Below are 21,292 nucleotides of genomic sequence, written 5' to 3' on the forward strand. Positions count from 1 at the left end.
GGGGGGGGGGGCCCCCCCCCCCCCCCCCCCCCCCCCGGGGGCCCCCCCCCCCCGGGGGCCCCCCCCCCCCCCGGGGGGGGGGGCCCGGGGGGGGGGGGGGGGGGGGGGGGGGGGGGGGCCCCCCCCCCCCCCCCCCAGCCGGTGGGGGTGCTACTTCAGGCCGAGGTTCAGGTAGTCGTACTGACCGCTGAACGCCTGCGAGACCACCAGGTTGGTGAGCTTGTCCGAACGCTGGTGCAGGACCTTGAAGTAGGAGAGGGGCACGATGGCCGCCGTCTCCAGCATCTTCTTGTCCACCTCGGCGTACGCCGTGGCACGGGCCGCCTTGTCGGGGTCCGCGATCGAGTCGTCCAGGAGCTTGTTGATCTCCGGGTCGTCCAGGTACGAGATGTTCGTGTTACCGGACTCGCCGAGCGCGCCGCCGTTGGCGATCTGCTGCAGGAAGCCGTAGCCGCTGGGCCAGTCGGAACCCCACTGCATCATGTACAGACCGGCGTTGTTGTCCTCGGTCCACTTGCGGGAGCCCGCGAAGTCGGTGAAGTACTTGCCGCCGGGGAACTTCTGGATCTCGGCGTTGATGCCGACCTTCTTCAGGGCCGCCTGGATCGCGGTGGCGTTGTCGATCTCGTCCTGCCGCTCGGTGCGGGCGGTCAGCACGGTGTCGAACCCGTCGGGCTTGCCGCACTCCTTGAGCGCGGCCTTGGCCTTGTCCACGTCGCCCTTGTTGCCCTCGCTGGCGTACGGGTCGTCGTACGCCTCGTGGCTCGGGACGTCCGGGGGCAGCGCGGTGGTGGCGATGTCGCCCTTGGGCTCGCCGCCGAGCGCGCGCATCGAGGAGTCCTTGTCGACGGCGTACTCCACGGCCTTGCGGCAGTTGACGTCGTCGAACGGCGCGAGCTGGGTGTTCATGGCCAGGTAGGTCAGCCGGCCGCCGGTCGGGTTGTCGAGCATGTTCGACTTGTCCCGCAGCATCTGGGACTGGGTCTGAGCGGTGACGCCGAGGGCGTCGAACATGATGTGGGTCTTGCCGGCCTCGATGTTCTTGTCGATGGTCTCGGGGTTGACCTTGAACCGGACCTCGATCTTGTCCGGGAGCTGCTTGCGGATCGGGTCCGTCTTCGGGTCCCACTGGTCGTTGCGGACCAGGGTGGCGGACTTGTCCAGGTCGAAGCTCTCGAACTTGTACGAGCCGGAGGAGACGATGTTCTTCTGGTAGTCCGAGCCGTTGTCCTTGTCCCGCGGCACCGGCGCCGTCTGGGTCATGGCCACGAGGTAGTCGAACTCCTGGAACGCCTGGTCGAGCTTGAAGACGATCGTGTGGTCGTCGGGGGTCTCGATGGACGAGATGCCCTCTTCGCTCTTGTCCTTGTACGGACCCTTGTAGTCGTCAGGGTTCTGCAGGTACTGGGCGAAGTAGTTCGGGCCGAGGGAGAGCACGTCGCGGGCGTAGTTGCTCCGCTCGACGGCGTACTTGACGTCGCCGGCCGTGATCTCGGTGCCGTCCTCGTACTTGACGCCCTTCTTGATCTTGTAGGTCCAGGTCTTGCCGCCGTCGGTGGCCTCACCGGGGCCCTCGGCGAGGTCCGGGACCGGCTCCGCGGCCTGTGCGCCCGGGCCGGGGGCGTAGGTCATGAGGGAGCGCGCGTACAGGCGGCTGAAGTTCCACACGTAGCCGTAGTACGTGTTGCCCGGGTCCATCGAGTCCGGCACGTCGGCCGACTCGTAGACGAGGGTGCCGCCCTTCTTGTCGGAGGCGTTGAGGACCTTCTCGATCGCCGCGTTCGCGGCGGCGCCGCCGCTCTCGCCGTCGTCGCCGCCGTCGTCGTTGCCGCCACCGCCGCAGGCGGAGACGGTCAGCGCGACCGAGACGGCAACCGCGAGCATGGCGGCTGATTTCGACCTGAGTTTCATGGTGAGGCGTTGCCCCCTGGTTCGGAGTGATGGGACGAGAGCGGGAACGGCGGGTGCCGCGCCCAGGCTGCTTCTTGGGGTCATCGGGGTCACGGGCTCATCGGCGTCATCGGCGGCCCTTGGGATCGAGTGCGTCCCTGAGCCCGTCGCCCAAGAGGTTGAAGGCCAGCACGGACAGGAAGATCGCCACGCCCGGTACGATCATGAACATCGGATCGACCTGGTAGTAGTCGATCGCGCTGCTCAGCATGCCGCCCCAGGATGCCTGCGGCGGCTGGATGCCCACGCCGAGGAAGCTGAGCGCCGCCTCGAAGAGGATGTTGGTCGGGATCAGCAGGGTGGAGTAGACGAGGATCGGCCCCACCAGGTTCGGCAGCAGCTCCCGGAAGAGGATGAAGGGGCCGCGCGCGCCCAGGCTCTTCGCCGCCTCCACGAACTCGCGTTCGCGGAGGCTGAGCGTCTGTCCGCGCACGATGCGGCCGATATACGGCCAACTGAAGAAGCCGATGACGAAGATCAGCACGCCGATGTGCAGCTCCAGGCCCTTCAGCCCGAACGCGCCGCCCTGCAGCGCGGCCGAGATGGAGATGGCGAAGAGCAGCACCGGGAAGGCCAGGAACGTGTCCATGGTCCGGCTGATGATCGTGTCCGCCCACTTGCCGTAGTAGCCGGCGATCACGCCGAGGACGGTGCCGATCACGACGGCGACCATGGTGGCTCCGAAGGCGACGAGCAGCGAGACCCAGGAGCCCTCCAGGATCCGGGTGGCGATGTCGCGGCCGAGCCGCGGCTCGATGCCCAGCGGGTGGTCCCAGCTCATGCCGCCGAACGAGCCGTACGGCGTGGCCAGGGAGGGGTCGACCAGATCCTGGTTGAGCTTGTTGGGGTCGAGCCCGAAGATCGACTGGATCGGCCGGGAGAGCGCGGCGATCAGGATGAGGAACACCACGAGGACGCCGCCGGCCATGGCGACGCGGTCGCGCTTGAGCCGCATCCAGGCGATACGCCCGAGTGAACGGCCCTCGATCCGGCTCTTGTCCACGCCCTCGACGAGAGCTTCCGGCGTCGCCTCGGTGGCGCCGGTCGTCTCGATAGGTGCCGTCATGTTGTGGGGACCCCTCTCGAGCGGCGGCGTCCCGCCGTCGTCTGCCGCGGTAGCGGCTCAATCGCTTCGCTGGTGCAAGTCATGCCGTGGTGCCGTGATCCGTTGTGCCGTAGTGCCTGGTGCCGTTAGTCCGTGATCGTGAAGCTCTGCCGTCGCACAGGGGAACGACAGCTTCCCGCGGGGGGAGTCTTCAATGCGCCTGCGATCACTCGCCAGACCCCAAGGGGAATGGATGCGCAAACGTGATGCGATGCAGTGGATAACCGTTATCCGGACATCCGACCGCCGCTGAGCGGATCTTCACCGGCCCGATATCGGTATACGTACGGATATAACAGGGTCAGACAGGTCGGGGGCTGCTCAGAACTGCGGCGCAGGTCCCGGCTGCCAGCCGGACTGCGGGGCGCCGCCCGCGGAGTGCGGCGGCGGGTAGCCGTAGCCGGCGGGCGGGGCGGCCGGGCCGCCGCCGTAGGCGCCGCGGTCGAAGAACGGCCGGGAGTTCGCCCGCATCCACATCGCCACCGGGTCGTGGTCGTCCGCGAGCGCCACCGTGGAGACCGCCAGGCCCGGGGGCACGGCGGCCACGGACTCCTGCATCATGGACTGCGCCGCGGCGACGGACTGCGCACCCGTGTCGTACAGGTCGATGCCGATGGCGAGGTACGGCTCGCCGAGCGCCGGCTGCACCCAGGCGCGGCAGAGCGTGCGCACGGCGGGGGTCCGGTGGGCGGTCTGGCCCAGCAGGGCGTAGAACTGCGCGACGTCCACGACCGGTTCCGCGATCCGCAGCGGCCCCGCGGGCAGCCGGTCCAGGCCCGTGGCCACCCGGCGCAGGTCGAGCCAGGGGACGCCGACGCCGCCGCCGGCGGCGTGCGGGTCGAGCCAGAGGCCCCAGCGGTCCGGGTAGAGCGCCGCGGCGATCTCCGCCCCGGCGACGGGCTCGTGGGCGCCGGCCCAGCCGCTGGCGGCCAGCTCGCGGTCGGAGCTGAAGCAGGGCGCGTAGGCGTGGCCCTCGACCTGCATGCTGCCGTACTGCGCGTCCGGCGAGTCGGGGCGGCCCTGCCAGAGCAGCATCCACACCTGCCCGGCGGCCAGCGCGGCGAGCAGCGCCTCGTACGCGTCGTACCTGCCGGGAGCCACCTGGCGGACCAACTGGTCCACACCCGCTCCCCGCGCGCTCCCGCTCGCGCCCCCGTTCACCCTGGGCCCCAACCCTTCGTCTCGGCCGCCGCCGCTCCCGGGCACGCGTGTACGCCCGGAAAGGTCATCAAACCAGCTTAGAGCCTGACCCCGTCAGCCGACCCGGATGTAGAACGGCTCGACCTTGGCCCGCATCCAGGTGATCACCGGGTCCACCGCGGCGTCGAGGAAGACCAGTTGGACCTTCCACGGCACCGGCTGCGCACCGAGTGCGCGGCCCAGCGCCTCCACCGTCGCCTGCCTGCTCTCGTCGTACGTGTCCAGCAGCTCGACCCCGATGTAGAGCTGCTCCGCACCGCCCTCGACGCTCGCGAGCCCCCGGCGCGCGCTGCGTACCACCCCGATCCGCTCGAACTCCTCCCGCGCGACGGACAGGAAGTCCACCGGGTCGTCCTGCCAGTCCGGCGTGAACAGCCGCACCCGGCCGCCGCGCACCTCCCCCGGCAGCCGCGGCGCCCCGCGGTCCCGGCACAGCTCCGCGACCGCCGCCGGCGGCAGCGGCACGCCGACCGTGCCGCCGGGGTTGACCGCGATGCCGACCTGCGGCGGCAGCCCGCGGGCGAACTCGCGGGCGGGCGCGACGGTGAACGACATGTGGGAGCCGGTGACCCGCAGGAACTCCTCCTGCGAGGAGAACACCGGCACGTACGGTGCGCCGCCTATCTCGGTCGTCGGCAGGGGTAGCGTGGGGCTGTCCGGCCCGCCGCCCTCCGGCAGCGGCACCCACAGGCTGCTGCGGCCCAGCACCTCCAGCAGCCGCGGGGCGGCCTGCGGGTTGCCGAGCGAGGCGGCGAGCACCTCCTCCAGCTCGTTGCCGGGGAAGCCGCCCGTGGCGGGGGGCTGCGGGGAGCGGTAGTCGAAGCTCATCGGGACCAGCCAACTTTCGGGGGATGAACGTCGGCACCCTAACGGCTGCCAGCGCTCGCGGGCGAAGGCCGCACCTGCCCACGGTGGAGTCCTCTCACCCTCAGGACCTCGCGACAGGGAGCCCGTTTTCCATGCGTACGAACCGAATGGCCGGCCTCGCCGCCACCGTCGTCTCCGCCGTCGCCGGCGGCGCCCTCGTGCTCGGCATGGCCGGGCCCGTCGCCGCCGCCGGGGACGCCGCCGTGGGCGGGCACCGCGGCGGCGGGACCGCGGCGTCCGCCCCGGCCGCCGCCGACGTCGACCCGCCGACGCTGCACCTGCTGGCGCAGCTCGGGCACCTCACCGCCGCCACGGCCCGGACCGTCGAGCAGGTCCAGCAGGCCGTCGCCGACGGCGGCCGGCAGAACCCGCGCACGCTGCCCGACGTGCGGTCGCCCCTGGACGCGGTGGGCGCGGCGGCGGGGGCCAAGGGCAAGGTGAAGTCGATGAAGGCGCGGGAGACGACCGCCCTGGCGCAGGCCGTCGGCTCGCTGCGGGAGGAGCTGGCCGGCCTGGTACGGGCCGGGCGGGCAGGCGACCGGGCGGCGGTGGCCGACCGGGCCACGGTGACCGTGGCGGCGCTGGTACGGGTCCTCGCGGCCACCGCGGTCAGCGGGCTGGTGCCGGCCGGGCAGATGCCGCAGATGCCGCAGAACGCGGCGGCGCCGCCGAGGCTGCCGGCGCAGTCCGGCGCGTAGCGGCCGGGCCGCCGGCCGCCGCCTGCCGGTCCGGTCCGTCCGGCGGTGCGGTGCGGTCCGCCGCCTCGCCGCCCGCGGGCTCAGCCGAAGCTGATCGAGCGCAGCGCCCCCGTCGCCTCCCCGTCCAGCACCAGCACCGAGTCGCACCCCTCCGCCGGCTGCCCGGCGTGCGCCCAGTCCAGCAGCCTCCGGTGCGCCCACCGGTGCCGGGCGAAGGCGTACCGGGACACCGCACGCCCGCGCCGCGACTGCCGCTCCCGCGCCACCTCCGGCGGCACGTCGAGCACCACGACGTGCACCCCGCGCCCGTGCCGCCTGGCCTGCCTGGTCAGCCACCACCGCACCCACGGCAGCGTGCCGCAGTCGTGCACGACGAGGCTGCCGCCCGCGCGGACCGCGAGCCGCAGCCGCGCGTAGTGGTCGACGCGGACTAACGGCCGGTAGAGGGCGTACGGCAGCCGCGTGCCCAGCTTCTGCGCCCAGCGCTCGCGCACGTACTGCGAGTCGATCAGCCGCACCGCGGCCGGCGGCTGCGTGCGGCGCATGAGGGTGCTCTTGCCGCTTCCCGGCAGGCCGGAGATCACGACGATGTCCCCCTCGGGATATCGAAGCCGTTCCCTGGAGGCCGCCTGCTCCACCGTCACGCTGCCTCCCACGCCCCGCACCGCTGCCTCTTGCCGTCCACAAGCCTCGCAACAGCGGCGGGACTCGACAAGGACGCAACGGAAGGTGGCCTCCCACTTCTTCCCCTGTCCCGCGGTCGAGGGCGCGTGCAATGATGGGGCCCGCCAACTGCATACCGGCCGTCAGAACCCGCGCGGGAGAGTCCCGGTGCCTCGTCGCACCGGGCGCCGAAGGAGCAAGTCCTCCCTTGAATCTCTCAGGCACCGTCACCGCGCGGGCGAGGCAGATCTGAAAAGCGGGCGGCGCACTGGAGCACGACCGTGCGCCGGCGCCGCCCCACCCAAGGTGCAAGCCACGCTCCCGCGGGATCGTGGCGAACCTCTCAGGTTCCGATGACAGATGGGGAGGACACGACCACCCCCTGTCCGGGAGCCTGATGATGACCACTGAGAGCCCTGCACCGCGCCGTACCGCGCTCGACGCCACGCACCGCGCCCTCGGCGCCACCATGACCGACTTCGCCGGCTGGGACATGCCGCTGCGCTACGGCAGCGAGCGCGAGGAGCACGTCGCGGTGCGCACCCGCGCCGGCCTCTTCGACCTCTCCCACATGGGCGAGATCGCCGTCACCGGCCCGCAGGCCGCGGCCCTGCTGGACTACGCCCTGGTGGGCCGGCTGTCCGCGGTGCGCCCCGGCCGCGCCCGTTACACGATGATCTGCCGCGAGGACGGCGGCATCCTCGACGACCTGATCGTCTACCGGCTCGCCGACGAGGAGTACATGATCGTCGCGAACGCCGCCAACGCCCAGGTGGTCCTGGACGCCCTCGCCGGGCGGGCCGCCGGCTTCCCGGGCGCCGAGGTGCGCGACGACCGGGAGGCGTACGCCCTGATCGCCGTGCAGGGCCCCAAGTCGCCGGCCGTCCTCGGCCGGGTCACGGACGCGGACCTGGCCGGCCTGAAGTACTACGCGGGCCTGCCGGGCACCGTCGCCGGCGCGGAGGCGCTCATCGCCCGTACCGGCTACACCGGCGAGGACGGCTTCGAGCTGTTCGTCCGCCCCGCGGACGCGGCCGCCGTCTGGGCGGCGCTGACCGCGGCGGGCGCGGACGACGGCCTGGTGCCGTGCGGGCTCTCCTGCCGCGACACCCTGCGCCTGGAGGCCGGCATGCCGCTGTACGGGCACGAGCTGACCACCGCGCTCACGCCCTTCGACGCCGGGCTCGGCCGGGTCGTCAAGCTCGACAAGCCCGGCGGCTTCGTCGGGCGCGAGGCGCTCGAACGGGCCGCCGAGCGGGCCGCGGCCGAGCCGCCGCGGGTGCTGGTCGGCCTGGTCGCCGAGGGCCGGCGGGTGCCGCGCGCGGGGTACGGGGTGGTGGCCGGCGGCCGGCGCATCGGCGAGGTCACCTCCGGCGCCCCCTCCCCCACCCTGGGCAAGCCGATCGCCATGGCGTACGTGGACGCCGCGCACGCGGCACCGGGGCCCTCGGCGGCCACCGGCGTGGGCGTCGACATCCGCGGCAGCCACGAGCCGTACGAGGTCGTCGCCCTGCCCTTCTACAAGCGCGACTGACCGGCTCCGCACCACGCCCGGCCCTTGTCCGCGGCGGCCGCTCGACCGCGCCACCAGCGCCCCTTTACGCCACTCACGTCCCGATCCTGGAGAATCGCCTTATGAACAACCCTGAGCACCTGCGCTACAGCAAGGAACACGAGTGGGTCGCGACCGACGACGGCGTGGCCACCGTGGGCATCACCGCCCACGCCGCGAACGCGCTCGGCGACGTCGTCTTCGTCCAGTTGCCGGACGTGGGCGCCGCGGTCACCGCGGGCGAGCCCTGCGGCGAGCTGGAGTCGACGAAGTCCGTCTCCGACCTCTACGCGCCGGTGACCGGGGAGGTCATCGCGAACAACCAGGACGTCGTGGACGACCCCGCGCTGGTGAACTCCGGTCCGTTCGAGGACGGCTGGCTGTTCCGGGTGCGGGTCTCGGCCGAGGCCGCCGACCTGATGTCCGCCGCCGAGTACACCGCGTTCACCGCGGGCTGAGCTCCGCCGCCGCAGCCCCGCCCGCCCGCGTCCCTCTCTTTCCCCGGAAGGTCCCATGTCCCTTCTGAACGGCTCGCTCCACGAGGTCGACCCCGAGGTCGCCGCCGCCGTGGACGCCGAACTCAAGCGCCAGCAGTCCACCCTCGAAATGATCGCCTCGGAGAACTTCGCCCCGGTCGCCGTGCTGGAGGCACAGGGCTCGGTCCTCACCAACAAGTACGCCGAGGGCTACCCAGGACGCCGCTACTACGGCGGCTGCGAGTACGTCGACGTCGCCGAGGAGCTGGCCCGCGAGCGGGTCAAGGCGCTCTTCGGCGCCGAGGCGGCGAACGTCCAGCCGCACTCGGGCGCGTCGGCGAACGCGGCGGCGATGTTCGCGGTGCTCAAGCCCGGCGACACGATCCTGGGCCTGGACCTGGCCCACGGCGGGCACCTGACCCACGGCATGAAGATCAACTTCTCCGGCAAGCTGTACGACGTCGCCGCCTACCACGTCGACGCCGAGACCGGCCAGGTCGACATGGCCGAGGTCGAGCGGCTGGCCAAGGAGCGGCGGCCGAAGCTGATCATCGCGGGCTGGTCGGCGTACCCCCGGCAGCTCGACTTCGCCGGCTTCCGACGGATCGCCGACGAGGTCGACGCGCTGCTGATGGTCGACATGGCGCACTTCGCCGGTCTCGTCGCCGCGGGCCTGCACCCCAACCCCGTGCCGTACGCGGACATCGTCACCACCACGACGCACAAGACCCTCGGCGGCCCGCGCGGCGGGGTCATCCTCTCCCGCCAGGCCCTCGCCAAGAAGATCAACTCGGCCGTCTTCCCCGGCCAGCAGGGCGGCCCGCTGGAGCACGTGATCGCGGCCAAGGCGGTGTCGTTCAAGATCGCCGCGTCCGGGGAGTTCCGGGAGCGGCAGCAGCGCACGCTGGACGGCGCCCGGATCCTGGCCGAGCGGCTGCTGCGGGACGACGCCCGCGCGGCCGGCGTCTCCGTGCTCTCCGGCGGTACGGACGTCCACCTGGTCCTGGTCGACCTGCGCGCGTCCGAGCTGGACGGCCAGCAGGCCGAGGACCGGCTCCACGAGATCGGCATCACCGTCAACCGCAACGCGGTCCCGGACGACCCCCGCCCGCCCATGGTCACCTCCGGCCTGCGTATCGGCTCGCCCGCGCTGGCCACCCGCGGCTTCACCGCCGCGGACTTCGAGGAGGTCGCCGACGTCATCGCCGAAGCCCTCAAGCCGGGCTTCGACGAGGCGAAGACGGCCACCCTCGCCGCCCGGGTCACCGCCCTGGCGCAGAAGCACCCGCTGTACCCCGGCCTGTAGCCCGTACGGCCCGGGGGGGGGGGGCGCCCCCCCCCCCCGGCCCCCCCGGCCCCCCCCCCCGCCCCCCCCCCCCCCCCCGGCCCCCGGCCCCCCCCCCGCCCCCCGGGGGCCCCCCCCCCCCCCCCGGGCCCCCCCCCCCCCCGGGGGGGGGCCCCCCCGGGCCCCGGGGCCGTACGCGCAACCCGTCACCGCACCACGCACGCGCACGCCCCACGCAAGGACAAGGGAGTCCCGAGTGGCCATCTCCGTCTTCGACCTCTTCTCGATCGGCATCGGCCCGTCGAGCTCGCACACGGTGGGCCCGATGCGGGCATCCCGGATGTTCGCGCGCCGGCTGAAGAACGAGGGCCTGCTGGCCCACACCGCCGCCGTACGCGCCGAACTCTTCGGCTCCCTGGGCGCCACCGGCCACGGCCACGGCACCCCCAAGGCAGTGCTCCTCGGCCTGGAGGGCCACTCGCCGCGCACCGTCGACATCGAGTGGGCCGAGGGCGAGGTGGAGCGCATCCGCAGCACCGGGCGGCTGCACCTGCTGGGCGCCGAGATAGGGCGCGACCACGAGATCCCCTTCGACGTCGCCGCCGACCTCGTGCTGCACCGGCGCCGCTCGCTGCCGTACCACGCGAACGGCATGACGCTGGCCGCGTACGACGCGGACGGCGGGACGCTGCTGGAGAAGACGTACTACTCGGTGGGCGGCGGCTTCGTCGTCGACGAGGAGGCGGTCGGCGAGGACCGGATCAAGCTCGACGACACCGTACTGAAGCACCCGTTCCGTACCGCGGACGAGATGCTGCGCCGCACCCGCGAGACGGGCCTGTCGCTCTCCTCGCTGATGCTGGAGAACGAGCGCGCCTGGCGCACGGAGGCGGAGATCCGCGGCGGGCTGCTGGAGATCTGGCGGGTCATGCGCGAGTGCGTCGCCCGCGGCACCAGCCGCGAGGGCATCCTCCCCGGCGGCCTCAAGGTCCGCCGCCGCGCGGCCGGCGAGGCCCGCCAGCTCCGCGCGGCGGGCGACCCCGCGGCGCACGCGATGGAGTGGGTCACCCTGTACGCGATGGCGGTCAACGAGGAGAACGCCGCCGGCGGCCGCGTCGTCACCGCCCCCACCAACGGCGCGGCGGGCATCATCCCCGCGGTCCTCCACTACGCGGCGGACTTCGTCCCCGGCGCGGACGACGACACCGCGGTCCGCTTCCTCCTGGCGGCGGGCGCGATCGGCATGCTCTTCAAGGAGAACGCCTCCATCTCCGGCGCGGAGGTCGGCTGCCAGGGCGAGGTGGGCTCGGCCTGCTCCATGGCCGCAGGCGGCCTCGCCGAGATCCTCGGCGGCACCCCGGAACAGGTGGAGAACGCCGCGGAGATCGGCATCGAGCACAACCTGGGCCTCACCTGCGACCCGATCGGCGGCCTGGTCCAGATCCCGTGCATCGAGCGCAACGGCATGGCGGCGGTCAAGGCCATCACCGCGGCCCGCATGGCACTGCGCGGCGACGGCCAGCACTTCGTCTCCCTCGACAAGGCCATCAAGACCATGAAGGAGACGGGCGCGGACATGAAGGTCAAGTACAAGGAAACCGCCCGCGGCGGCCTCGCGGTCAACGTGGTGGAGTGCTGAGGGAGTTGGCGAGAAATCCGCACGCCGCACTCGCCAACTGAGCACCCCCCGTCCGCAATCCGGCGGTGACTCCGAAGAAGTCGTTTCCCTTTGGCCAGTTGACGCCTCGCCGTCTCCGCTGGCGAGCGGTTTCCCCCGCTACGGATTCGTGAATTCCCGCCGTACGGACGCGGCACCAGACAGCCCGGAACAAACGGACTTGTCGGATATTCCCTGCCGGACGATACGCCCCATTTGAAGGATTCGCCCCCGATCGCCCCGTGCTCCTGCCCGATCGGACCTCATGTGTCCGGTGACGCGAATCACGTTCGGCCGCGAGCGCCCGCGGGGGGAATTCACAGTTTCCTTATCCCGAAAGCGAGTTGCGGCCCGCTCCGCTTTCCGCGGCGGCACTCACCCGGCCCGGGAGCCGGTCCCGTATTGGCCGGACGAGTTCCGCAGCTTGTCCGGACCGGAAAGACATGCTTAAGTCTCCGCCAGCCGGGTGGACGCCGAATCCTGCCGCCATCCGGAAACCGTTCCCTAATCACACACGGCAGGAGCGGGGGACCCATAGGTAAGTTGCCGGTCCGTATTCAGGACCGGCTTGGGGTGAAGTCGCACCGCGGTGCGGCCGGGCATCTCCAGCCCGAACCCGACAGCTCACCTCGCAGGCGCTGAGGAGAAACACCCATGCCTGCAAAAGGTAAGCATCGCCGTCCCAAGCTGCGCCTGATCAGCCGCGGCCTCACTTTCGCCGGCGTCAGCGGCGTCGCGATCGCCGCCCCGCTGATCGGCGCGTCCTCGGCCTCCGCGGCCGGCTCCGTCCCCGCGGCCGCCCCCCAGACCGGTGTACGCGCCGAGGCCCCCGCCGCGGCGACCGCCGGCGCGGCAGCGGCCACGTACGCCGTGGTCGCCGGAGACTCCCTGGCGAAGATCGCCGACCGGGAATCCGTGCGCGGCGGCTGGAAGAAGCTGTACGAAGACAACCGCGAGGCCGTCGGCGGCAACCCGCACTTCATCCTCCCGGGCCTTGAACTCGTGCTCGGCGCCAAGGCCGACAAGGCCGACAAGGCCGACAAGGCCGAATCCGAGCCGGGCATGAAGACCGCCAGCGCGACCGTCACGAGCTACCCGGACAACCTCGACGGCTGGATCCGGGAGTCCCTCGACATCATGGCCGAGCACGGCATCCCCGGTACTTACGACGGTATTCACCGCAACATCATGCGGGAGTCCGGGGGCGACCCGCAGGCCATCAACAACTGGGACATCAACGCCGTGAACGGCACGCCCTCCAAGGGCCTGCTCCAGGTCATCGCTCCCACCTTCGAGGCGTACCACGTCCCCGGTACCTCGACGGACAGCTACGACCCGGTGGCCAACATCACCGCCGCGTGCAACTACGCGGCCGACCGGTACGGGTCGATCGACAACGTCTACGGGCCGTACTGACGGACCGGAGAGCGCCGGTGTCCCCACCGGCGCTCTCCACGGGCCTGCGGCCCGTCCCGCCGAACGAGGGCGGGCGGCAGACCCGACGGGCCGGGGAATGCCCCGTGCGCCGGCCCCGGTTCAGCGGGTCCGGGCCGGAGGGTGGGAGCGCCAGTCGCCCAGTTCGTCGAGCGTGATGACGTAGTCGTCCTCGTAGACCTTCCTGAGGAACGGCAGCGGGTTGTGCTCGCCGTCGTCGATGAACTCGCCGCTCCAGGTCGTGAACCAGCTCCAGTCCGCCTCGTAGGTCCGCAGCAGGTCCGGGTCGGGGATGGAGCCCGTCTCGGTCATGGCGACGAGCTTCTCGTCGCCGACGAGGTCGACCAGCTTGTCGTACGTACCGCTGGCCGGTCCGTGGTCGCCGATCGGGGGGTAGGTGTCGGCGCTGATGACGTCGACGACGTCGTCGCCGGGATACCAGGCCGGGTCGACGGAGTTCCACACCCAGATGAGGTTGTGCAGCCCGTGGTGGCCGGTCATGCGCTCGTACATCAGCCGCCACAGCTCCTTGGCCGGCCCGGGGCCCTTGGCGCCCCACCAGAACCAGCCGCCCTCGGCCTCGTGCAGCGGGCGCCACAGCACCGGGACGCCCGCGTCCTGCAGCCGCTTCAGCTCTGCCGCGATGGCGTCGATGTCGCGCAGCAGCAGTGCGTACTCCGCGGACTGCGGGTCGGCGAGCGCCGCGGCCACGTCGAAGGTCGTCGCGTCGGTGTAGAAGCCGCGCCACCACTCCTTGCCGGGTTCGTCGATGAGGCCGGCGGGGGCGTTCCAGTGCCAGACGAACGTGGTGATGCCGCCGCGTTCGTCCCAGGCGAGGGCGTTCTCGACCTCGGTGGAGGTGGTGCCGCGCTCGACGCGGCTGGGGGAGTAATCCATCATGTCGTGGCCGGCCACGGCCGGCGCGCGGCCGACGTTCTCCTCCACCCAGCGGACGGAGGCCGCGTCCTGCTGGCCGCTGAGGATGTGTTCGCCGTAGCCCGCGGTGAGGTAGCTGAGCAGCGCCCGGGCCTCCGGGGTGGCCTGCGGGTCGACGGGGACGCCCGAGACCTGGTGCGGCGGGCGGGGCTCGCTCGGGCTGAGGCTGATGGCATCGATCTCGTACCAGCCCCAGTTGTTCACGATCGTGATCGTGTCGGCGCCCTCCCCGAGCAGCACCTTGCCGGCGGCCACGGTGCTGAAGGTGTCGGTGGCGGCGAGCGTGACGTCGCCCGCGCCCTCGCCGTTGAGCTGCAGCGATGCCACCTTCTGACCGTACGGGGCACGGTAGTGGATGGTGAGGTCGTGGAGCCCGGCCGGGCCGTCGGGGACGGTGACGGTGACGGAGTCCTCGGCCGCGTCGAAGCCGGTGACGTAGCCGGTGCCGGAGTGGCCGGGCGCGGAGGACTCGACGACGGTGCCGTTCAGCCGGCCGTCCTCGGCCTCGTAGACGACGGGTTGGGCACGGGCGCCGTTCTGGCCGGCCGCGGCCTCGGGGGCCGTACCGGCGGAGAGGAGGGCCGCGAGGAGCGCGGTCAGGACGAGGAGCGCCAGTGCGGGCGTGCGGCGGAGTAGGTGGATCACCGGGGATCTCCTGCCGGGGTGTGGGGGATACGGGCGGGGGGTGCGTTCCACGGTCGATGGGAGCGCTCCCATCATGCTTCCGTGTAATGGCCACGTCAATGCGGCGGGCGGCGGGCGTCCGTCGCCGCCGGCCCGGGACGGACACCGGCGCGGTGACGCGGGCGATGTCCGTGAGACCTTCGCCGGGGGCCGGTTCGGCGGGCCGGGCCGCCGGATCCGGACCCGTGCCGATTCGACGGCAACCGTTCGACGGCTCTGCGGCCACCGTCCTCGTACGCGCGGGAGAGCGCACCCCTCCCGTGCCCCCCACGACACGAGGCAAGGAGAGTGGCGCGATGAGCCGCAGCAAGCGCACCCCCACCGGACGACCCCGGCGCCGGAGCAGAGCCGTTCGTACCCTGATCGCCGCCCCGCTGCTGGCGGCGCTCGCACTCCTCGGGCATCTGGCGGTGCCCGCGCAGGCCGCGGTGGCGCAGACCTGGCAGTCCTGCGACCAGTGGGGGAACTGGCAGTCGCCCGACGGCTACATCCTCTACAACAACATCTGGGGCTCCGGCGCGGGCAGCCAGTGCATCTCCGCGGAGTCGGCCCACGACTGGACGGTCCACGCGGACCACCCGAACACCGGTGGCATCAAGTCGTACCCCAACGCCAAGTGGATCGTGAACGAGCCGGTGAGCCGGATCGACCGCCTCAGCAGTACGTACGACGTCACCGTGCCGAGCAGCGGCGCGTACAACACCACGTACGACGTGTGGGACACCGCCTACGACTACGAGGTCATGCTCTGGATGAACTGGACCGGGCCGGTGGGACCGCTCGGCCAGTTCCGGACCACCGTCGCGCTCGGCGGCCACACCTGGGACGTCTACAGCGGGAGCAACGGCAGCAACGAGGTCTTCTCCTTCCTCCGGCACGGCGACTCGACCGCCGGCCGGGTGGACCTCCTGGCCGTGCTCCGCTGGCTGAGCGACCAGGGCTGGTGGGGCGACGTGACCGTCGGCGACGTCCAGTTCGGCTACGAGATCACCTCGGCGGCCGGCGGGCTGGACTTCACCACGAACGCCTTCGACGTCACCTCCGGCTGACCGCGCCGGCGCGGCGGCGGGCGCCCCGGCCCGCCGCCGCGCGGCGGGCTGCCGCGGCTCAGCGGAGCACCGCGGCGCGCTCGGCCTCGGTGAGCGGGGGCATGTGGCGGACCGCGACGGCGGCCAGACCGCCCCGGGTGCCCGGGATCAGGTGCTCGACCAGGGCCAGTTCGGCCGGTGCCGGCCGGCCGCCGTTGTAGGGGTTCTCGATCGCCGACAGGCCGGCTTCGGGGGCGGGGAAGGCGTGGGTGGCGAGGGTGCGGCCGCCGTAGCGGATGGTGGCGAAGCTCTCCGCTTCGCGGAGCAGCCGGTAGGCGCGGAAGTAACTCACCTTCTCGCGGGCGCGGAACAGCTCCTTGAGCTCCTGCGCGAGCCGGACGTCCGCACCGCCGCCGTCCAGGACGGCCTCCCGGATCCGGTCGAGGACGGGTGCGCCCGCCCGGTCCAGGAACACCATGATCGACCCGGGCGGGGTCAGCAGGCCCTGGGCGGGATCGCTCGGGACGTAGTCGATGATCTCGATCGGGCTGGTACGAAGCTCGCGCTCCACCAGTTCATCGGCCGCGAGCTGCAACGCCGTTGACCTGTCCATACGCGCGGTCCGTTTCTCCGAGGCACGAGGGTGCCGCAGTGTCGGCTCCCGCGCGCGGCGGCCCCGTCAGGCGCACGACGTACGGGCGGGGAATTCACCCCACCGGCGGCCGTCACCGCCGGGGTTATTCGCTGGAGCCGGGCCGCCGGGCGCTTCTAGAGTGGCCGGACCCGACCGCGTCACGGAGCCGGATCATGCGTGTGCACTATCCCCGTACGCCGCATCTGCCGTGGTCCCCGGGGGCGGCCCCGGACGACGTACGAACCGGTGACCTGGGCGGGCTGCGGGGGCGCGAGGTCGTGGTCACCGAGAAGCTCGACGGGGAGAACACCACCCTCTACGCCGACGGGCTGCACGCCCGGTCCCCGGACTCGGCGCACCATCCGTCGCGGGCATGGGTGAAGGGGCTGCAGGGGCGGATCGGCGGGGAGATACCGCCGGGTTGGCGGGTGTGCGGGGAGAACGTCTTCGCGCGGCACTCCCTCGCGTACGAGGACCTGGAGAGCTGGTTCTACGGCTTCTCGGTCTGGGACGGCGACCGCTGCCTCGGCTGGGACCGTACGGTCCGGTTCTTGCGGCGACTGGGCGTGCCCGTGCCGCCGGTGCTGTGGCGCGGAGTGTTCGACGAGCGGGCGCTGCGCGCGCTGCGGCCGGACACCGCGCGCCAGGAGGGGTACGTCGTACGGGCCGTCGAGGGCTTCGGGCGCGCGGAGTTCGGGGAGCGGATCGCCAAGTGGGTGCGCCGGGGGCACGTGCAGACCGGCACGCACTGGATGCACGCCGCCGTCGTGGAGAACGGGCTGGGGCCGAAGGCCGCGCTGTGGACGGTGCGTTCGGGCGGGACGGCGAGCGTGGCGGCGCTGTCGGCCGCGGTGGGCGTCGCGCCCGGGGACCCGCCCGCCGCCGGGGCCGAGGTCGCGGAAGCGGTCGCCGGGACCGGCGCCGAGGCCGCCGTCGCCGACGTGTCCGCGCGGCTGGACGGGCTCGGCCGCCACGGTGACGCGCGGCTGGCCGGGGTGCTGGCGGTGATGCTGCGCGGCTCGCGCCGGGCGTGGCTCGCGCCGCGGCTCGCGGGGCCGCTGGGCCTGCCCGCCGCGCGGCGGGTCGCCGATCTGACGGGGCTGTTCGCCGCCGTGCAGCGCCCGTACCCGGACGGCGACCGAAGGGCCGGTCTCGTACGCCTCGCGCTCGCCGCCGACCTCGGGGTGCTGCACGCGGTCGCGGGGGCGCTCGCGCGGGACGCGGAGGCGCGCGAGCAGGTGGAGTGGTCGGCGCTGCACGCCGAGGACGCCGGGCTGCTCGGCGCGGCGCCCCTGGCGCCGCTGCGGGCCGGGCTGCGGGAGGCGCTCGCCGGCGTCGGCGCCGATGCCGCGGACAGGTGCTGGGCCGAGGCGCGGGAGGCGTACGCGGCCGGGCGGATCACCACGGCCGCGGAGGCGGTGGCGGCGAGTTGGCGGTGGCGCTCCGGATCGTTCCCCCGGCTGGTCCACCTCGTCGGTCCATCCGGCAGCGGCAAGAGCACGTTCGCCAGGGGCCTCGCCGGGACCGACGCGTACGTCAGCCTGGACGACCTGCGCGAAGCCCGCGGCTCGCGCGCCGACCAGCGGGCCAACGGTGACGTCCTGCGGACCGGTCTGGCACGGCTCGACGCGGCGCTGGCCGGCGGCGGGACCGCGGTGTGGGACGCCACCTCCCTCAACCGGCACCAGCGGGCCGCCGTGCACCGGGTCGCGGAGCGCCGCGACGCCCTGGTCACCCACGTGGTCACGCTGGTCGGCGAGGACGAGCTGGCGCGGCGCAACCGGGAGCGGACGCACCCGGTGCCGCCGGACGTACTCGCCGCCCAGCTCCACCGGTTCACCCCGCCCTACCCGGGCGAGGCGCACCGCACCTGGTACGTCGGGGCCCACGGCGCGGTCGCCGACGTCAGCGGCGCCCTGGCCGGGGCGGCGGACGGAGGCGAGGCGTGATGCGTACGAGCGACGAGATATACCACCGGGTCCGCTGGGACCCGCGGTTCGATCCGGCCAGGTTCGTGCTGGGGATCCACCAGCGCGGCGCGGCCCCCAAGCGGGTCCCGCTGCCCTCCTTCGTCCCCGGCGGCGACATCCCGTGGCACCGGATCGTGTTCGTCGAGGCGGACGGCGAACTGCTCTGGGACCGCACCGCCGGCGTGGACCGTATCGACACCTCGGACGCCGGCAGGAGGCGCAGTCCGCGGCTGCTGCGCGCACCCTTCTTCACCGCCAGGACACCCTTCCGGTGGGAACCGGGGGCCGGTTGGCGCCCCGCGGGCGACCCGCCGCCCGCGGCGGCGGGGAGCGCCGCGCGCGTCCGTGTCCTCACCTGGAACACGCTGTGGGACCGGTACGACAGCGACCGCATCGAGACCGCCCGGCGCCGCCCGCTGCTGCTCGCGTCCCTGGCGGCGGCCGACGCGGACGTCATCGCGCTCCAGGAAGTCGAACCGGACCTGCTCGCGCTGCTGATGCGGGCGCCCTGGGTCCGGGCCGGCTACACCCTGGGGACCGACCCGGGCGGCAAGGACGTCCCCGACTGCGGGCTGCTGCTGCTCAGCCGGCTGCCCGTACGGGAGGCGGGGTGGCACGGGCTCGGCCCTCACAAGGCCGTCACCGCCGTCACCGTGGACACCGGCGGCGCACCGCTCGTCGTGGCCGCGACCCATCTGAGCAGCGACCACTCCGACGACGGCCCCGCCAGGCGGGAGGCCCAACTGGGCAGGATCGCCGAGGGGCTCGGCGGCGTGTCCTGCGACCTCGTCCTGGCCGGTGACTTCAACGACGGCGGCGACGCACCCGCCGCCGCGCTCGGGCTGCGGGACGTCTGGACGGAAGTCCACGGCCCGGCCGACAGGACGCCCACGTTCGACCCGGGCGTCAATCCGCTGGCCGCCGTGTCCTCGCTGTCCGGCCAAGCCTCGCGGCTGGATCGCGTCTTCGTACGTCCCGGGCGGCTGCGCGCGGCGGGGGCCGCCCTGCGGGGCGACTCGCCGGCGGCGGACGGGCTGTACGTCTCCGACCACTACGGCGTGCAGGCGGACATGGAGCCGGCCCCCGCCGAAGCCGCAGCCGAACCCGCCGCCACCGAACCCGCCACCGAAGCCGCCACCGGGCCCGCGGCCCGGCCCGCCGCCACGAGCGAGGCCGAGGACGCCCGGGCGCGCGAGATCCTGCGGCGCGTCTCCGTGGCGCTGGGCGAGGGCGTCGTCCACCTCGCCGGATCGCGGCGCATGGGCTGTGCCCTGGCGGGTGCGGACGTGGATCTGGTCGCGGCGCTGCCCGGCACCGCCGATCCCGCCGCCGCACGCGCCCGGGTGACCGCCGCCCTGCCGGACGCGACCCGGGTGCGGCAGGTGACCGGCGCCCGCGTGCCGGGCCTGCGGCTGCGCACCGACGGTCTGGACGTCGACCTGGTGGTCGTCGCCACCGGAGCCCTCGATCCCGCGGAAGCCGTCGCCCGCCGCGCCGGGCCGGGCGACGCGGCGGCGGTCGCCCTGAGCGCGGTGAGCGACGCGGACGCGGTACGGGCCGCGGTCGCCGGCCGGCACGCCGCCTTCGCCCGGCTCGCCACCGGGGTGAAGGCGTGGGCGAAGGCCCGCGGGCTCGACTCGGCGCCGTTCGGCGGACTGCCGGGCCTGGCCTGGTCGGTGCTGGCGGCCCGTACCGTACGCGAGGCCGCGGACCCGGCCGCGCCGGACCTGCCGGCACAGTTCTTCGGCACCTGGGCCGCCTGGGACTGGCGGAATCCGGTCGCCCTCGGCGCCGCGGCCGCCGGACCGCCGGAGCCGGTGGCCGTCCTCACCCCCACGGAGCCGGTCCGCACCTGCACCGGGCAGGTCACCGCCGGCTTCCGCGACCTGCTGGCCGACGAGTCGTACCGCGCCTGGACCCTCCTGGAGCAGGCGGCGGAGACCGGCGCGGACCCCTGGCCCGCGCTGCTGGCGCCGCCGCCGCTGCACCGGCGGCACGCGGCCTGGGCGGTCCTGACCGTACGCGGCGGCGGCGCCGGGGAGTTCGAGGAGACCCTGGGGCGGGTCAGGGGGCGGCTGCTGGCGCTGCTCACGGCGCTGGCGGAGGCCGGCGCGGCCGACGCGCACGCCTGGCCGCGGCCGTTCGAGACCGGCCCGGCCCTCGCCCGGTACGCGATCGGCCTCGGCCGCACCCCGCCGGGCGCCGCCCGGCTCGCGGAGATCGCCGGCGGATGGAGCGGCGGGCTGCGCGGGGTCGGCGTCGACTGGGCGGCGGGCGGCACCGTACCGGCCCTGCGCTGATCCCGGGCCGCGCTCGCCCGTACCGTGGCCGCTGTGGCCCCCGCGGCTACCGCTTGCGGCCGACGCCGCCCCACTGGTCCACGTCCCGCGGACCGGCGAACGGCGTCGGGTCGGGCCGCCAGGTGGGGATGGGCACCACGCCCGGGTCGATCAGCTCCAGCCCCTCGTAGTACGCCTTGATCTGGTCCGGGGCGCGGAGGCGGTACGGGACGCCGCCGGCGGCCGCGTAGCGGCGGAGCGCCTCGACGTACTCCGGGCTGGTGTCCGTGCCGTCGTACTGCACCAGGAAGCTGCCCGGCGGCAGCCCCGCGAGCAGGCGGGAGACGAGGCCGCGGGCCGTGGTGTGGTCCTCGACGTGGCCGAGGATGCCCAGCAGCATCAGGGCCACCGGGCGGCCGAGGTCGAGGGTGCCTGCGGCCCGGGCGAGGATCGCGCCGGGGTCGTGGACGTCCGCGTCGAGGTACGTCGTGACGCCCTCGGGGGTGCTGGTCAGCAGGGCGCGGGCGTGGGTGAGGACCATGGGGTCGTTGTCGACGTAGACGATGCGCGACTCGGGGGCCACGCGCTGCGCCACCTCGTGGGTGTTGTTCTCCGTGGGCAGCCCGGTGCCGACGTCGAGGAACTGGCGGATGCCGGCCTCCGCCGCCAGCCAGCGCACCGTGCGGATGAGGAACGCGCGGCAGGCGCGGGCCTTCTCCGCCTGCTGCGGGTAGACCGAGAGCACCTCGTCGCCGGCCGCGCGGTCGACCTCGTAGTTGTCCTTGCCGCCGACCCAGTAGTTCCAGACCCGCGCCGAGTGCGGGACGGAGGTGTCGATGGCGCCGGCGAGCCGCGGCGCTTCGTCGTCGCTCAC

At 73.5% G+C, this 21,292-nt stretch carries 17 protein-coding genes and 2 riboswitches; of the genes, 9 read left to right on the forward strand and 8 right to left on the reverse strand.

Features of this window, described 5'->3' with window-relative positions; genetic code table 11:
- Positions 1–150: 150 nt before the first annotated feature.
- From ACFYVJ_RS23570 to ACFYVJ_RS23585, 4 genes are all read right to left on the reverse strand, one after another.
- The gene (locus ACFYVJ_RS23570) at positions 151–1,884 is read right to left on the reverse strand and encodes an ABC transporter substrate-binding protein (protein ID WP_388894707.1); all 1,734 of its coding nucleotides are present in this window, start codon (positions 1,882–1,884) and stop codon (positions 151–153) included.
- 133 nt (positions 1,885–2,017) lie between these two features.
- Positions 2,018–3,016 (reverse strand): ABC transporter permease, encoded by a 999-nt coding sequence (locus ACFYVJ_RS23575; protein WP_388894710.1) that lies wholly within the window; start codon positions 3,014–3,016, stop codon positions 2,018–2,020.
- 360 nt (positions 3,017–3,376) lie between these two features.
- Complete coding sequence (locus tag ACFYVJ_RS23580; RefSeq protein ID WP_388894713.1) at positions 3,377–4,177, reverse strand: enhanced serine sensitivity protein SseB C-terminal domain-containing protein; 801 nt, start codon at positions 4,175–4,177, stop codon at positions 3,377–3,379.
- A gap of 132 nt (positions 4,178–4,309) precedes the next feature.
- Positions 4,310–5,083 carry an enhanced serine sensitivity protein SseB gene (locus ACFYVJ_RS23585; protein ID WP_388894716.1) on the reverse strand — a complete coding sequence of 258 codons (774 nt, stop codon included), beginning with the start codon at positions 5,081–5,083 and terminating at the stop codon, positions 4,310–4,312.
- 131 nt (positions 5,084–5,214) lie between these two features.
- Here ACFYVJ_RS23585 and ACFYVJ_RS23590 point away from each other — a divergent pair, with 131 nt between their 5' ends.
- The gene (locus ACFYVJ_RS23590) at positions 5,215–5,820 is read left to right on the forward strand and encodes a hypothetical protein (RefSeq protein WP_388894719.1); all 606 of its coding nucleotides are present in this window, start codon (positions 5,215–5,217) and stop codon (positions 5,818–5,820) included.
- An 80-nt stretch (positions 5,821–5,900) separates the two neighbouring features.
- Here ACFYVJ_RS23590 and ACFYVJ_RS23595 read toward each other — a convergent pair whose 3' ends face one another.
- Positions 5,901–6,464: an AAA family ATPase gene (locus tag ACFYVJ_RS23595; protein ID WP_388894722.1), complete on the reverse strand. Its 564-nt coding sequence runs from the start codon at positions 6,462–6,464 to the stop codon at positions 5,901–5,903.
- A gap of 164 nt (positions 6,465–6,628) precedes the next feature.
- Positions 6,629–6,726, forward strand: a riboswitch (glycine riboswitch).
- Positions 6,727–6,883: 157 nt separating this feature from the next.
- Here ACFYVJ_RS23595 and gcvT point away from each other — a divergent pair.
- The 5 genes from gcvT to ACFYVJ_RS23620 all read left to right on the forward strand — a co-directional run bounded on the left by gcvT (position 6,884) and on the right by ACFYVJ_RS23620 (position 12,869).
- Entirely contained in the window at positions 6,884–8,017 is a 1,134-nt protein-coding gene (gene gcvT / locus ACFYVJ_RS23600; RefSeq protein WP_388894725.1) for a glycine cleavage system aminomethyltransferase GcvT, read from the forward strand.
- A gap of 101 nt (positions 8,018–8,118) precedes the next feature.
- A complete protein-coding gene (gene gcvH, locus ACFYVJ_RS23605) occupies positions 8,119–8,493 on the forward strand; it encodes a glycine cleavage system protein GcvH (RefSeq protein ID WP_388894728.1) in 375 nt (124 codons plus the stop codon).
- A 55-nt stretch (positions 8,494–8,548) separates the two neighbouring features.
- The gene (gene glyA / locus ACFYVJ_RS23610; protein ID WP_388894731.1) at positions 8,549–9,817 is read left to right on the forward strand and encodes a serine hydroxymethyltransferase; all 1,269 of its coding nucleotides are present in this window, start codon (positions 8,549–8,551) and stop codon (positions 9,815–9,817) included.
- 235 nt (positions 9,818–10,052) lie between these two features.
- Entirely contained in the window at positions 10,053–11,435 is a 1,383-nt protein-coding gene (locus ACFYVJ_RS23615) for an L-serine ammonia-lyase (protein ID WP_388894734.1), read from the forward strand.
- A gap of 479 nt (positions 11,436–11,914) precedes the next feature.
- A riboswitch (cyclic di-AMP (ydaO/yuaA leader) is annotated at positions 11,915–12,106 on the forward strand.
- A 1-nt stretch (position 12,107) separates the two neighbouring features.
- On the forward strand, positions 12,108–12,869 hold the full coding sequence (locus ACFYVJ_RS23620) for a transglycosylase SLT domain-containing protein (protein ID WP_388894736.1): 762 nt from the start codon (positions 12,108–12,110) through the stop codon (positions 12,867–12,869).
- Between the two features lie 120 nt (positions 12,870–12,989).
- Here ACFYVJ_RS23620 and ACFYVJ_RS23625 read toward each other — a convergent pair whose 3' ends face one another.
- Positions 12,990–14,468 (reverse strand): glycosyl hydrolase, encoded by a 1,479-nt coding sequence (locus ACFYVJ_RS23625; protein WP_388894739.1) that lies wholly within the window; start codon positions 14,466–14,468, stop codon positions 12,990–12,992.
- Between the two features lie 335 nt (positions 14,469–14,803).
- On the opposite strand from ACFYVJ_RS23625, the gene ACFYVJ_RS23630 reads away from it, so the two are divergent.
- Entirely contained in the window at positions 14,804–15,556 is a 753-nt protein-coding gene (locus tag ACFYVJ_RS23630; RefSeq protein ID WP_388894742.1) for a hypothetical protein, read from the forward strand.
- 58 nt (positions 15,557–15,614) lie between these two features.
- Here the strand turns inward: ACFYVJ_RS23630 and ACFYVJ_RS23635 are convergent, their stop codons facing one another.
- Positions 15,615–16,148, reverse strand: coding sequence for a hypothetical protein (locus tag ACFYVJ_RS23635; RefSeq protein WP_388894745.1), 534 nt, complete (start codon positions 16,146–16,148; stop codon positions 15,615–15,617).
- A 194-nt stretch (positions 16,149–16,342) separates the two neighbouring features.
- On the opposite strand from ACFYVJ_RS23635, the gene ACFYVJ_RS23640 reads away from it, so the two are divergent.
- Complete coding sequence (locus ACFYVJ_RS23640; protein ID WP_388894748.1) at positions 16,343–18,118, forward strand: RNA ligase family protein; 1,776 nt, start codon at positions 16,343–16,345, stop codon at positions 18,116–18,118.
- Positions 18,118–20,439, forward strand: coding sequence for a poly(A) polymerase (locus tag ACFYVJ_RS23645; RefSeq protein WP_388894751.1), 2,322 nt, complete (start codon positions 18,118–18,120; stop codon positions 20,437–20,439). Before ACFYVJ_RS23640 ends, ACFYVJ_RS23645 begins: the two co-directional genes overlap by 1 nt.
- Before the next feature lie 46 nt (positions 20,440–20,485).
- Here the strand turns inward: ACFYVJ_RS23645 and ACFYVJ_RS23650 are convergent, their stop codons facing one another.
- On the reverse strand, positions 20,486–21,292 hold the full coding sequence (locus tag ACFYVJ_RS23650) for an SAM-dependent methyltransferase (protein ID WP_388894754.1): 807 nt from the start codon (positions 21,290–21,292) through the stop codon (positions 20,486–20,488).

The sequence above is a fragment of the Streptomyces sp. NPDC004134 genome, from assembly GCF_042874195.1.
Taxonomy (GTDB): domain Bacteria; phylum Actinomycetota; class Actinomycetes; order Streptomycetales; family Streptomycetaceae; genus Streptomyces.